Genomic DNA, 12,146 nt, shown 5'->3' with positions numbered 1-12,146 from the left:
TTTGTCTGGCGGCTTTAGCGCGGTGGTCCCACCTGACCCCATGCCGAACTCAGAAGTGAAACGCCGTAGCGCCGATGGTAGTGTGGGGTCTCCCCATGTGAGAGTAGGGAACTGCCAGGCATCAAATTTAGCGTGCTGATATGGCTCAGTTGGTAGAGCGCACCCTTGGTAAGGGTGAGGTCCCCAGTTCGACTCTGGGTATCAGCACCACTTTATACTTAGGTTAAAGTTCGGCAAGAAGTAAAAGAATTTGTCTGGCGGCTTTAGCGCGGTGGTCCCACCTGACCCCATGCCGAACTCAGAAGTGAAACGCCGTAGCGCCGATGGTAGTGTGGGGTCTCCCCATGTGAGAGTAGGGAACTGCCAGACATCAAACAAGTAGAAAGGCCATCCGAAAGGATGGCCTTTTTGCGTTATCGCTCCAGCCAAACCAATTCCCTCATTCGATATTCCTGCTGTCGCCATTAATACCTTACGGACGTATTAAAGCGTTTTACCCTACTGAAACTGAAGTTGTGGAATGCATTATGCTGGCTCGCAGCAGCGTTAAATCAATTAAATGTTATGTACAGGTATGGGGTATAGCGGAGAGTAAGGTAGCGTATTGAATTTAATTAATATCTGATGCTATTCGTGATGGGGAGTATGCATTTCTTATATCAGGCAAAAATAAAAGCGCGGCCATCGCCGCGCTTTTAGAAGCCTTATTTAGTCAGGGCAACAATACCGAGTGTCAGGCCTGCGATTGCCGCGGCGCCACCAGCAATCGCACCTGCTGTTTCCCAGTTATCCTGGGTAGTGCCCTTCATACAGGTATTGGTGTGAACCAGTCGGCCCTGATCGTCGTATACCGGTACACATGGAGAGTCGGGTGATGCTGCCAACTTACTGATTTAGTGTATGATGGTGTTTTTGAGGTGCTCCAGTGGCTTCTGTTTCTATCAGCTGTCCCTCCTGTTCAGCTACTGACGGGGTGGTGCGTAACGGCAAAAGCACTGCCGGACATCAGCGCTATCTCTGCTCTCACTGCCGTAAAACATGGCAACTGCAGTTCACTTACACCGCTTCTCAACCCGGTACGCACCAGAAAATCATTGATATGGCCATGAATGGCGTTGGATGCCGGGCAACCGCCCGCATTATGGGCGTTGGCCTCAACACGATTTTCCGCCATTTAAAAAACTCAGGCCGCAGTCGGTAACCTCGCGCATACAGCCGGGCAGTGACGTCATCGTCTGCGCGGAAATGGACGAACAGTGGGGATACGTCGGGGCTAAATCGCGCCAGCGCTGGCTGTTTTACGCGTATGACAGGCTCCGGAAGACGGTTGTTGCGCACGTATTCGGTGAACGCACTATGGCGACGCTGGGGCGTCTTATGAGCCTGCTGTCACCCTTTGACGTGGTGATATGGATGACGGATGGCTGGCCGCTGTATGAATCCCGCCTGAAGGGAAAGCTGCACGTAATCAGCAAGCGATATACGCAGCGAATTGAGCGGCATAACCTGAATCTGAGGCAGCACCTGGCACGGCTGGGACGGAAGTCGCTGTCGTTCTCAAAATCGGTGGAGCTGCATGACAAAGTCATCGGGCATTATCTGAACATAAAACACTATCAATAAGTTGGAGTCATTACCGCCGATGCGTGAGATGATTCGTGACAGGTTAATACTTTCCGAAAATGACGACCCTTTGTTAATGCTTCGTGAACAATTTATTGTCGCACTACAATATATTGCGAGCGAGCCGCGGCAATATGCGCTTTTACAAATTTTGTATCATAAGTGTGAATTTCATGACGATGTGATTTCAGAATGTGAAATACGAAAGCGGATCGGTTTAAACGATGATTATCTTCGCAAGACGCTAAAGCGATGCATTGCTCGTAACGTTATCTCTTCGCAAACCAATATTGAACTGGCGCTGATTGTTTTCCACGCCTTTTTTAGCGGTGTCATTAAAAACTGGTTAATGGATAGCAACAATTTTAATCTGTACAAACAAGCACCGGCGCTGGTGGATAATATTCTGGCGACACTAAATATCACCCGAGTGGCGCCAGTGGTTTACGATACAGCCTCATGACCGCGTCCGGGGTAGCGACATCTCCCCGTGCTGGCACTGTTCCATAATAGCTTGCGCGGTAATCGGTTTGCCCAGCAGGTAACCCTGTAGCGTATTGCATCCCAGTTCTGTCAGAAAGGTTTGCTGCGCTGCGGTTTCGACCCCTTCCGCCACGACCTTCAGATTCAGCGTTTTTGCCAGGGCGACAATCGCCGAGACAATCGTCGCATCTTCGCTCTCACCACTTAACTCTTTCACAAAAGCACGATCGATTTTCAACTCGCAGGCGGGGAGTCGCTTAAGATACAGAAGGCTTGAGTAACCGGTGCCAAAATCGTCTATCGAGGCTTTTACTCCCGCATCCGTCAGCGCTGTCAGGACACGCACGCTTTCGTCCGGATTGTTCATTGCCGTGGTTTCGGTCACCTCCAGGATCAACATGCCGGGCGGTACGCTATGGCGCGTCAGACAATCGAGAACTGTTTTAACCAGCGACGGCTGTTCGAACTGCAATGTAGAAAGATTCACCGCCATTGACCAGTCCGTGTGGCCCTGAAGATGCCATTCACGCAGCTGGCGGCAGGCCTCGTCGATTACCCAGTTTCCAATCGGAATAATCAGCCCCGTTTTCTCTGCCAGCGGTAGAAACAGGTCAGGGGAGAGTAACCCTGTTTGGGATGCTGCCAGCGTAACAGCGCTTCGAACCCGAGGACTGGCCCGGCAGGGGCGTGAAATTTAGGTTGATAAAGCAGGCGTAACTCATTACGGTCGATGGCCTGCCACAGATCATTCATCAGCTGTAGATGCGTCTGCGCCAGCGTATTCATTGACGGCTGGAAGAAGTGATAGCCGTTACGACCCATATGTTTCGTGTGGTACATCGCAGCATCAGCGTTAAACATCAGTTCACGATCGGTTTTGCCATCGTGTGGATAGAGCGCAATGCCAATGCTCAGGGTGACCATCAGTTCATAAGGATCGAGATGGAACGGGCTATCAATGACGCGCACCAGTGAATTTGCCTGTGAGGCAGCATCATCCGGAGTGGCGGTTTCGGCCAGCAGGACGAATTCATCCCCACCGATACGCGCCAGCGTATACTGACCTTTCAGCTGCAACAGCAAACGCTGAGTCACCGCAACCAGAAGCTTGTCACCGACATCATGACCATAGGCATCGTTGACGGTTTTAAAGCCATCAAGATCCATAAACATCAGCGCGAAAGGGCTTCCTTCGCGATCGGCCTTGCTGATGGCCTGATCGAGGCGATCCTCAAGCAGAATACGATTGGGTAATCGCGTCAGCGTATCATGCAACGCCAGCTGTGCGAGTTCACGGTTAGCTTCTGCCAGTGATGAGGCCAGCAGCGAGGTACGAGCCTGAAGGCGGGCATCGAACATCGACACCAGCAGCGTAATCCCCAGAATAGCGAGCGCGACCACGCTAACCAGTATCGCCAGCCAGCTCCCGTTAATGCCATGATGGTGGACCATCGTCGACATTGGAAATTGTGCTGCTTCCATGCCGGCGTAATGCATGCCAGCGATAGCGATGCCCATGGTGATCGCCGCCCCCAGCCGCATCAACGCCATTCGTGCTGCTTCCTGACGTAAACGGAACGTCAGCCAAAGAGCGGCCAGTGAAGCGGCAAGGGCAATGACCACGGAGATAGCCACCCACTTTTTATCCCAGACAATACCCGGTGTGACCTCCAGGGCAGCCATACCAGTGTAGTGCATGGCAACAATGCCCGCTCCCATCACGACGGCGCCAGGCAGCAGCCGGCGCAAACGTAGCTGCTCGCCGCTAACGAGCCACAGGGCAAACATTGACGAGCTGATGGCGATAACCATCGAAAGCACGGTCAGGACCGCGTTGTAACTCATGCTCATGGAAAGATCCATCGCCAGCATACCGATGAAATGCATCGCCCACACGCCAATCCCCATCGAAACACCGCCACCTGCCAGCCAGACGCGTGCAGCGATGCCCTGGCTTCCGGCAACGCGCGCAGCCATATTCAGCGCGGTATAGGCGGCAAGAATGGCAACAACAAAGGAGATGACTACGAGGATTTGGTTGTATTGGCTAACCAGCATGGTCTGTTCACTCGTTGTGAGACGTTAAGCAAGAGCGGTTGGAAAGGGCACAGACATTATCATCGTCAGGAAATGACGAAAAGTGATTTAAATCCCTGTTTTTATTGAGTGATAACAGGGGGGGACAGGATGGAAGCGGTTAGTCCAGCTCTGAGCAGTTGACCAGTTTAAGCGGGTTCACGGAATTCATATTGCGACATTTATCGGTTTCGGTGCTCATCAGTTCAATCCACTGCATCAGCAGCGCATCAAAAATGAAAACAGAGACAGCAAAAACGACCAGCCACCAGTATTTACGAATCATGTGTCATTCCGTGAAAAGAGAGCCTGTAAGTTGCTGGAAATATACACGAAAAGCGGGCGTTGAAAAGTGGGGAAAGAGAAGGTTTACAAAGCATTGACGGTTGCCCGTCCGGACGATAAAAAAGGCGCTTCCCCATGCCGAAGAGCGCCTTTTTAAACAAGCAGTTAGCTAATCGAAATTAGTTCATGCCGTATTTTTTCAGTTTCTTACGCAGGGTACCACGGTTGATGCCCATCATCAGGGCAGCGCGGGTTTGATTACCACGGGTGTATTGCATCACCATGTCCAACAGTGGCTGTTCAACTTCAGCCAGTACCAGCTCATACAGGTCATTAACATCCTGACCGTTCAGTTGAGCAAAATAGTTCTTCAGTGCCTGTTTAACCGAGTCACGCAGGGGCTTTTGAGTCACCTGATCCTGAGAGTTAACGGTAGAAACGGTCAGTACGTCAGAATTTACGCGTTGTTCGAACATAGTTCTGTCAGCTCTTTATTTCATTACGCAAGATTTTCGAAGTATGCCTCCAACGCCTCCAGCTGTTCGCTGGCATCCTCAATGGCGTTGAATGTGCGCCGAAACTGGTCATTTGGAGCGTGCTCCTGGAGGTACCAGGAGACGTGTTTACGCGCAATTCGGTACCCTTTTGCCTGGCCGTAGTGGTCATGCAGTTCCCGAACATGCGAACAAAGCAAGCGCTTGACCTCTGCCAGAGGCAGCGGGGCAAGCAGCTCCCCAGTGTCCAGATAATGCTGGATTTCCCGAAAGATCCAGGGTCTTCCCTGAGCGGCACGTCCTATCATCAGAGCATCAGCTCCCGTATAGTCGAGCACAGCTCTGGCTTTAAGCGGGTCAGTAATGTCGCCATTCGCGATAATCGGAATGGAAACTTTCTGCTTAACTGCCCGAATGCTGTCGTATTCAGCTTCACCGTTGAACAAACAGGCGCGAGTGCGTCCATGAATGGTCAGGGCCTGAATGCCACAGTCTTCGGCCAGTTGGGCAATCTCTACGCAGTTACGGTGTTCCGGCGACCAACCCGTGCGAATCTTCAACGTAACAGGAACGTCCACTGCGCTGACAACCGCCGTCAGGATTGACTTCACCTGGTCGGGGTATTGCAGAAGGGCTGAACCTGCAAGCTTGCGATTCACCTTTTTGGCCGGGCAACCCATATTGATATCAATAATCTGGGCGCCACTTTCCACGTTAATACGCGCGGCATCTGCCATCTCTTCAGGCACGCTTCCGGCAATTTGCACGGTGCGGATACCTGGTTCATCAATGTGCACCATCCGTAGGCGGGACTTATCGCTTTCCCAAACCTGCGGGTTAGACGACATCATCTCGGAAACGGTCAGGCCTGCTCCCATCTCGTAACACAGCGTCCTGAACGGCCGGTCGGTAATACCTGCCATTGGGGCTGCGATCAGGCGATTTCTGAGCTGGTGGTGTCCGATGCGCATGAGTTAAGAAATGACCATACTGTGACTGCAAGGCGGCGTATATTACGCATTTTTTGCACGAGATGAAAGGCCAAACTTTGAACAATCCTCTGTTGTAGATCAAGGAATCGCCAGTCATTCTTTTTGGATAAGATTATTCGCTATTTAAATCATTGTGTTATGAATAAATGAACATTTTGTGGGCGCTTACAATTTCCCGTAACTTCTCATCATTTCTGAATAAATGAATCAATTGTCCGGGATAATCTGCTGCTATAAGCAGCAGATTATGGCGCTTCTTTGCGATATGCGTCGCATTTCAGCACAGGATATCAGCGTAAAAAAATCGACTTATTCAACAACCAGACGGCCATGAAGCGGTTGAACCGGGCGGCTGTTTTCATGGCGCATGGTGTGAGTGAATTTTTGCAGCTGTTCAGCAGAGACGGTCAGCGGGTGCTTGAGCACCAGCCATGTCACCCCTTCTGAACACGGTGGCGTGGTCAGAGAGCCGCTAAAACGCCAGTAGGTTTTATCCGTGGGCAGTAATTTATTCATATCGAGGGTTGGCTTAATCGTTACGTTCTGGTCAACCTGTCCAGGCATCACGCCCCAGAGTTTATCCAGTTCAGTGTTTGCCGCGCCCTGATCGAACATAACGGCAACGACCGTCAGTTCGCCGTCAGCGTTTTTATGGACCAGATGCATTTCCATTGCGTATTTTTTACCGTGCACCGTGTTTTCGGATGGCGCATGGAAATGGAACTGCTGTAACGTCCAGCGCTGTTTATCAAGCGTGATGCTGTCGCGTGTATCGGCATTTTCACTTGCCTGGATAGTATGGCCGTTGTTTGTCAGAATGACCGGGCCGTCGATATAGTGCGTTTCCAGCGGAGAGATGTGGGCTTTGACCGTGTTATCTATGTTGACCGGCGACTGATACATTCCGCTTTTACACGTCTTGTACGCCTCGTCCAGTTCGCCCCAATGTTCCGGTGCGCCTTCTCCCTGATAACTCCAGTGTGATGCGTAAGCCGTAGCCGAAATCATGCTCAGCGCCAGCAGCACTGCCTTGCCTGAAATGTGTTTCATCATATTCTTCCTGTGAATTTTATTATCCAAATCAATGAGTAACATTATGATTTGTGCGGTTATTTTATCGAAGAAAGGAAGAAGGCGGGAGAAAAAACCGAAGGGAAAAGGCGTGGTCAGACGACCACGCCAAACGCTTATTTTTTACGGCCGGTGATGCGACACCACTCTTCTTTCTCGACCACCGGGTCGAGCGCGAAGAGATCGGCGTAGGCTTCACAGACGCTGTCTGCCTGGCTGGCAAGGATACCGGACAGGCCCAGCAGACCGCCTTCAACCGGCAGCACGCTGATTAACGGCGCCAGCTCGCGTAACGGGCCAGCCAGGATATTCGCGACCACAACATCGGCTTTCATCGCCTCTGGCTGTGCATCGGGCAAATACAGTTCAAGGCGATCGGAAACGCCATTACGCTCGGCGTTATCACGGCTGGCCTGAATCGCCTGCGGATCGATGTCGATCCCGATGGCTTTTGCCGCGCCCAGTTTCAGCGCCGCGATAGCAAGGATCCCGGATCCGCAACCGAAGTCGATCACGGTTTTGCCTTCCAGATCCAGGCCATCCAGCCATTGCAGGCACAGGGAGGTTGTCGGGTGGGTGCCGGTGCCGAACGCCAGACCCGGATCCAGCATCACGTTGACGGCGTTTTTATCGGGAACTTCACGCCAGCTTGGGCAGATCCACAGACGCTGACCAAACTGCATCGGATGGAAGTTGTCCATCCACTCGCGTTCCCAGTCTTTGTCTTCCAGCTGTTCAATTTTATGCGCGAAACCCACGCCCAGCAGCGGATGGTTTTCCAGAATCGCCACGACCTCTTTCATGTCGGTTTCTGCATCGAACAGGCCGATAACGTCCGTATCACCCCACAGGCGCGTTTCGCCCGGCAGCGGCTCAAAGACCGGCGTGTCATGCGTGTCCTGGAAGGTGATAGAGACCGAACCGGCCTCCATCAGCGCATCACTCAGTTCTTCGGCGTTCGCGCCGGTTGTGTTCAGTTTTAATTGGATCCACGGCATGGCAAAACTCTTTATTTGTCAGTAGAAATCAGGACAGTTTGTGGCACCGGTCGACCAAAACGGTTTCCCACCACAAACGCCAGTAAACTTACCAGTAACGAAGGCACGATAGGATGGAAGCCCAGATACTGAATTTTAAACGTGGCGAGAACGGCATACAGGACGCCCCCGACAATCATGCCGCTTAATGCACCCGCGGCATTCGCGCGTTCCCAGTACAGCCCCAGCACCAGCGGCCACAGGAAAACGGCCTCCAGCCCGCCAAAGGCGAGCAGGTTCAGCCAGATGATCATCTCCGGTGGACGCCATGCGGCCAGCAGCAGCAACGCCCCCAGCACCAGGGTAATCACCGCCGACATACGCTTGAGGCGTCGCTCATTTTCGACCTGTTCAGGGCGCAAATTCAGATAGAGATCTTTAATGATCGTAGCGGAACTTTGCAGCAACTGAGCGTTGATGGTCGACATAATGGCCGCCATGGGTGCGGCGAGGAAAATCCCGGCGGCAAACGGCGGAAGCACTTTCACCATCAGGGTCGGAATGACCAGATCCGGTACGGTAAGGTCAGGGATCACCGCGCGTCCCAGCGCGCCCGCCAGATGCATACCGAACATCAGGATCGCCACCACAATTGTCCCGATAATGATCCCGCGGTGCACCGCTTTGCTGTCTTTATATGAGATGCAGCGCACGGCAGTATGGGGCAGGCCAATCACGCCAAAGCACACCAGTACCCAGAACGAGGTCATAAAGGTTGGAGAGAGGATGTCATCCGCCCCCTGCGGTGAGACCAGTTTCGGATCGATCGCTTCCAGGGTTTCAACCGCATGGCTCAGGCCTCCTGCGGCATGCACGATACCTACCAGCAGAACGAGGGTGCCAATGAGCATCACCATCCCCTGCATTGTGTCGTTGAGTACGCTGGCGCGGAACCCGCCAAACGCGGTATACAGCGCGATACTCACACCGAAAATGACCAGACCTGTTTCATAGGGGATACCGGCTGCCGTCTCCAGCAGACGCGCCCCGCCGATAAACTGCACCGTCATTGCGCCAATAAACGCCACCAGCAGACTCAGGCTTGCCAGCCATACCAGCAAGCGACTCTGATAGCGGGCAAACAGCATATCGTTCAGCGTTACGGCATTGTAGCGACGGGCCAGAATGGCAAACTTTTTACCCAGTATGCCCAGAGAGAGCCAGATGGCAGGCAGCTGGATCATGGCCAGCAGTACCCAGCCCAGCCCGTACTTATAAGCGGCGCCGGGGCCACCGATAAACGAGCTGGCGCTGATGTACGTGGCGGTCAGCGTCATGGCCAGCACGACGCCACCCATTGAGCGGCTCCCGAGGAAATACTCGTTCAGAAAGGTGCCGGTCGAACGTTTACGCATCGCATAAACCGACAGGCCAAACACCAGGAACAGGTAAGCGATAAGGGGCAGAATGACTTCAAGCTGCATCATCGTCCTCCAGTGATATATCGCGATAGATGAATTTCACCATCGCCCAGCACAGCAGGATAAACACCAGCGGCAGCAGCAGGCAGGCCATTTCAAACCAGTGCGGGAGGCCGGTAATGCCAATCGCCGAATCAGGTAAGTAAGCAGTTACTAACCACGCGGCGAGATAGAGAAGGGTCAGCCACAGCGCCCAGCGCGCTTCTTTATGGGCCTGAACAAAACGTTTGTCCATTTTTTGTCCCTTGTGGATGAAGAAAGCGGGGATTGTACATGATGGGGCTTAGCGATCCCCAGAAATAAAAAAGGCCGGATAATCCGGCCTTTTAGCAACACTGGTCTCTTACTTCTCGTTCAGACCGAGTTTTTTCTCCAGGTAGTGGATGTTAGTCCCACCATTCTGGAAGTGCTCGTCGCTCATAATGCGCATCTGGAGATCAACGTTGGTTTTGATCCCGTCGATGATCAGCTCCTGAAGGGCGTTCTTCATGCGGGCAATGGCCACGTCACGGTTTTCGCCGTAGCAGATCAGCTTACCGATCATTGAGTCATAATACGGCGGTACGGTGTAACCGGCGTAGATATGGGACTCCCAGCGCACACCAAAGCCACCCGGCGCGTGGAAACGCGTGATTTTACCCGGGCTTGGCAGGAAGGTATTCGGGTCTTCGGCGTTGATACGGCACTCTACCGCATGGCCTTTAACCACAACTTCTTCCTGTTTGATGGACAGCGGCTGACCGGCTGCGATACGCAGCTGTTCTTTGATCAGGTCAACGCCGGTGATCATTTCGGTAACCGGGTGTTCAACCTGAATACGGGTGTTCATCTCAATGAAGTAGAACTCGCCGTTTTCGAACAGGAACTCAAAGGTACCCGCCCCGCGATAGCCGATATCGACACACGCTTTGGCGCAACGCTCACCGATGTAGCGACGCAGTTCAGGCGTAATGCCCGGCGCTGGCGCTTCTTCGACCACTTTCTGGTGACGACGCTGCATGGAGCAGTCACGTTCTGCCAGATAGATCGCGTTACCCTGACCGTCAGCCAGCACCTGAATTTCGATGTGGCGTGGGTTTTCCAGGTATTTTTCCATGTACACCATGTCATTGCTGAAGGCCGCTTTCGCTTCCGCTTTGGTCATGGAGATGGACTGCGCCAGTTCAGCATCGCTGCGTACAACGCGCATACCGCGACCGCCGCCGCCGCCGGACGCTTTGATGATCACCGGATAGCCAATGCGTTTAGCATGGGCGCGGTTAGCATCCATATCGTCGGTCAGCGGGCCGTCAGAGCCCGGTACGGTTGGCACGCCGGCTTTTTTCATCGCGGTGATGGCAGACACTTTGTCACCCATCAGGCGAATGGTGTCGGCTTTCGGGCCAATGAAGATAAAGCCAGAGCGTTCAACCTGCTCAGCAAAGTTGGCGTTCTCAGAGAGGAAACCATAACCCGGGTGAATCGCGACCGCGCCAGTGATTTCGGCGGCGCTGATGATCGCCGGGATGTTCAGATAGCTTTTTACGGACGGAGCCGGACCGATACAGACCGTCTCATCCGCCAGCAATACGTGTTTTAAATCGCGATCCGCGCTTGAGTGCACGGCCACGGTCTTGATGCCCAGTTCTTTACAGGCACGAAGAATACGCAGTGCAATCTCGCCACGGTTGGCGATAACAATTTTATCCAGCATGTTCGCCTCGTTACTCGATGACGACCAGCGGCTCGTCAAATTCTACCGGCTGACCACTTTCGACCAGGATCGCTTTCACAGTACCTGATTTGTCTGCTTCGATCTGGTTCATCATTTTCATGGCTTCAACGATGCACAGGGTATCGCCTACGTTGACTTTCTGACCCACTTCGATGAACGCCTTCGCGTCCGGGCTCGGGGTGCGGTAGAAAGTACCAACCATTGGGGAACGTACGATGTGACCACTGATTTCTGTTGCAGCCGCAGGTGCCGCTTCTGCTGCCACTGGTGCAACGGCTGCGGAGAGCGCAGGCTGCTGCACTGGCGCAGCGTAAGCTTGCTGCATTACCGGGAAGCTAGCGGCCGGGGCTGCACGGCTGATGCGTACAGACTCTTCGCCTTCAGAAATTTCCAGTTCGGAGATGCCTGATTCTTCAACCAGCTCGATCAGTTTTTTAATCTTACGAATATCCATGAGTGGGTTCCGTACTCTTGTTTAGTGTGATTGTGACAAGCGTTTTACCGCTGTCTGTAAAGCGTATGAATAGCCGTCTGCACCCAGCCCACAAATCACGCCAGCGGCGATATCTGACAGGTAGGAATGGTGGCGGAACGGCTCTCGGGCGTGCACGTTACTCAGGTGGATCTCGATAAACGGGATACTCACCGCGAGCAGTGCGTCGCGTATAGCAACACTGGTGTGCGTAAACGCGGCCGGATTGATCAGGATATAGTCCACAGTGTCTTTAGCCTGATGAATACGGTCGATGATTGCGTACTCCGCGTTTGACTGAAAATGGTCCAAATCCACATTCAGCGAGGCTGCTTCCGTACTCAGACGGTTAACAATTTCGCTCAATGTCAGCGTGCCGTACTTCTCTGGCTCACGGGTGCCGAGCATGTTCAGGTTCGGACCGTTCAATACTAAAATTTGGAATTTGTCAGCCATTGCGCCGCTATCTCCTGCGATT

11 protein-coding genes, 1 tRNA gene, 2 rRNA genes and 3 pseudogenes are annotated in these 12,146 nt (G+C 53.0%); 5 read left to right on the top strand and 12 right to left on the bottom strand.

What is annotated here, in order from left to right:
• The first annotated feature begins 4 nt into the window (after positions 1 to 4).
• The 3 genes from rrf (L463_RS20940) to rrf (L463_RS20950) all read left to right on the top strand — a co-directional run bounded on the left by rrf (L463_RS20940) (position 5) and on the right by rrf (L463_RS20950) (position 369).
• A 5S ribosomal RNA gene (gene rrf, locus L463_RS20940) occupies positions 5 to 120 on the top strand.
• Positions 121 to 134: 14 nt separating this feature from the next.
• Positions 135 to 210, top strand: a tRNA-Thr gene (locus tag L463_RS20945).
• A 43-nt stretch (positions 211 to 253) separates the two neighbouring features.
• A 5S ribosomal RNA gene (gene rrf, locus L463_RS20950) occupies positions 254 to 369 on the top strand.
• Between the two features lie 335 nt (positions 370 to 704).
• Here the strand turns inward: rrf (L463_RS20950) and L463_RS0122475 are convergent.
• A pseudogene (locus L463_RS0122475) lies at positions 705 to 869 on the bottom strand (hypothetical protein); the annotation flags it as partial.
• A 56-nt stretch (positions 870 to 925) separates the two neighbouring features.
• On the opposite strand from L463_RS0122475, the gene L463_RS20955 reads away from it, so the two are divergent.
• Positions 926 to 1,623 (top strand): IS1-like element IS1B family transposase gene (locus L463_RS20955; protein WP_095033700.1). Its coding sequence is split into 2 segments (ribosomal slippage): positions 926 to 1,175 and positions 1,175 to 1,623, totalling 699 coding nucleotides; the frame shifts between segments, so codons are not numbered across the junction.
• 16 nt (positions 1,624 to 1,639) lie between these two features.
• Positions 1,640 to 2,086 (top strand): annotated as a pseudogene (locus L463_RS20960) (acrEF/envCD operon transcriptional regulator); the annotation flags it as partial.
• On the opposite strand, the pseudogene L463_RS0122470 reads toward L463_RS20960, so the two are convergent.
• The 11 genes and pseudogenes from L463_RS0122470 to aroQ all read right to left on the bottom strand — a co-directional run bounded on the left by L463_RS0122470 (position 2,081) and on the right by aroQ (position 12,124).
• Positions 2,081 to 4,164, bottom strand: a pseudogene (locus tag L463_RS0122470) (putative bifunctional diguanylate cyclase/phosphodiesterase). The pseudogenes L463_RS20960 and L463_RS0122470 overlap by 6 nt on opposite strands.
• A gap of 139 nt (positions 4,165 to 4,303) precedes the next feature.
• A complete protein-coding gene (locus L463_RS20965; RefSeq protein WP_003860373.1) occupies positions 4,304 to 4,468 on the bottom strand; it encodes a DUF2556 family protein in 165 nt (54 codons plus the stop codon).
• Positions 4,469 to 4,646: 178 nt separating this feature from the next.
• Positions 4,647 to 4,943, bottom strand: a complete 297-nt coding sequence (gene fis / locus L463_RS20970) for a DNA-binding transcriptional regulator Fis (protein ID WP_000462905.1) — start codon at positions 4,941 to 4,943, stop codon at positions 4,647 to 4,649.
• A 23-nt stretch (positions 4,944 to 4,966) separates the two neighbouring features.
• Positions 4,967 to 5,932 carry a tRNA dihydrouridine synthase DusB gene (gene dusB, locus L463_RS20975; protein WP_013098996.1) on the bottom strand — a complete coding sequence of 322 codons (966 nt, stop codon included), beginning with the start codon at positions 5,930 to 5,932 and terminating at the stop codon, positions 4,967 to 4,969.
• A 330-nt stretch (positions 5,933 to 6,262) separates the two neighbouring features.
• The gene (locus L463_RS20980) at positions 6,263 to 7,003 is read right to left on the bottom strand and encodes a carbonic anhydrase (RefSeq protein ID WP_032104507.1); all 741 of its coding nucleotides are present in this window, start codon (positions 7,001 to 7,003) and stop codon (positions 6,263 to 6,265) included.
• A gap of 137 nt (positions 7,004 to 7,140) precedes the next feature.
• Positions 7,141 to 8,022: a 50S ribosomal protein L11 methyltransferase gene (gene prmA / locus L463_RS20985; protein ID WP_015572021.1), complete on the bottom strand. Its 882-nt coding sequence runs from the start codon at positions 8,020 to 8,022 to the stop codon at positions 7,141 to 7,143.
• 11 nt (positions 8,023 to 8,033) lie between these two features.
• Positions 8,034 to 9,485 carry a sodium/pantothenate symporter gene (gene panF / locus L463_RS20990; protein WP_032104509.1) on the bottom strand — a complete coding sequence of 484 codons (1,452 nt, stop codon included), beginning with the start codon at positions 9,483 to 9,485 and terminating at the stop codon, positions 8,034 to 8,036.
• Positions 9,475 to 9,717 carry a YhdT family protein gene (locus L463_RS20995; protein ID WP_003860385.1) on the bottom strand — a complete coding sequence of 81 codons (243 nt, stop codon included), beginning with the start codon at positions 9,715 to 9,717 and terminating at the stop codon, positions 9,475 to 9,477. Before L463_RS20995 ends, panF begins: the two co-directional genes overlap by 11 nt.
• 108 nt (positions 9,718 to 9,825) lie before the next feature.
• Positions 9,826 to 11,175, bottom strand: coding sequence for an acetyl-CoA carboxylase biotin carboxylase subunit (gene accC / locus L463_RS21000; RefSeq protein ID WP_003860388.1), 1,350 nt, complete (start codon positions 11,173 to 11,175; stop codon positions 9,826 to 9,828).
• A 10-nt stretch (positions 11,176 to 11,185) separates the two neighbouring features.
• Positions 11,186 to 11,650 carry an acetyl-CoA carboxylase biotin carboxyl carrier protein gene (gene accB, locus L463_RS21005; protein WP_015572018.1) on the bottom strand — a complete coding sequence of 155 codons (465 nt, stop codon included), beginning with the start codon at positions 11,648 to 11,650 and terminating at the stop codon, positions 11,186 to 11,188.
• A 21-nt stretch (positions 11,651 to 11,671) separates the two neighbouring features.
• The gene (aroQ, locus tag L463_RS21010; RefSeq protein ID WP_003860391.1) at positions 11,672 to 12,124 is read right to left on the bottom strand and encodes a type II 3-dehydroquinate dehydratase; all 453 of its coding nucleotides are present in this window, start codon (positions 12,122 to 12,124) and stop codon (positions 11,672 to 11,674) included.
• Positions 12,125 to 12,146 lie beyond the last annotated feature (22 nt).

The organism is Enterobacter sp. BIDMC 27 (genome assembly GCF_000534415.1).
Taxonomy (GTDB): domain Bacteria; phylum Pseudomonadota; class Gammaproteobacteria; order Enterobacterales; family Enterobacteriaceae; genus Enterobacter; species Enterobacter hormaechei_C.
This window is presented reverse-complemented; position numbering and strand designations above follow the sequence as displayed.

Bases quoted from the DNA above. Each gene is read 5' to 3' on its own strand.
- L463_RS20965 (WP_003860373.1), bottom strand. From the start codon at position 4,468: ATGATTCGTAAATACTGGTGGCTGGTCGTTTTTGCTGTCTCTGTTTTC.
- fis (WP_000462905.1), bottom strand. From the start codon at position 4,943: ATGTTCGAACAACGCGTAAATTCTGACGTACTGACCGTTTCTACCGTT.
- dusB (WP_013098996.1), bottom strand. From the start codon at position 5,932: ATGCGCATCGGACACCACCAGCTCAGAAATCGCCTGATCGCAGCCCCA.
- L463_RS20980 (WP_032104507.1), bottom strand. From the start codon at position 7,003: ATGAAACACATTTCAGGCAAGGCAGTGCTGCTGGCGCTGAGCATGATT.
- prmA (WP_015572021.1), bottom strand. From the start codon at position 8,022: ATGCCGTGGATCCAATTAAAACTGAACACAACCGGCGCGAACGCCGAA.
- panF (WP_032104509.1), bottom strand. From the start codon at position 9,485: ATGCAGCTTGAAGTCATTCTGCCCCTTATCGCTTACCTGTTCCTGGTG.
- L463_RS20995 (WP_003860385.1), bottom strand. From the start codon at position 9,717: ATGGACAAACGTTTTGTTCAGGCCCATAAAGAAGCGCGCTGGGCGCTG.
- accC (WP_003860388.1), bottom strand. From the start codon at position 11,175: ATGCTGGATAAAATTGTTATCGCCAACCGTGGCGAGATTGCACTGCGT.
- accB (WP_015572018.1), bottom strand. From the start codon at position 11,650: ATGGATATTCGTAAGATTAAAAAACTGATCGAGCTGGTTGAAGAATCA.
- aroQ (WP_003860391.1), bottom strand. From the start codon at position 12,124: ATGGCTGACAAATTCCAAATTTTAGTATTGAACGGTCCGAACCTGAAC.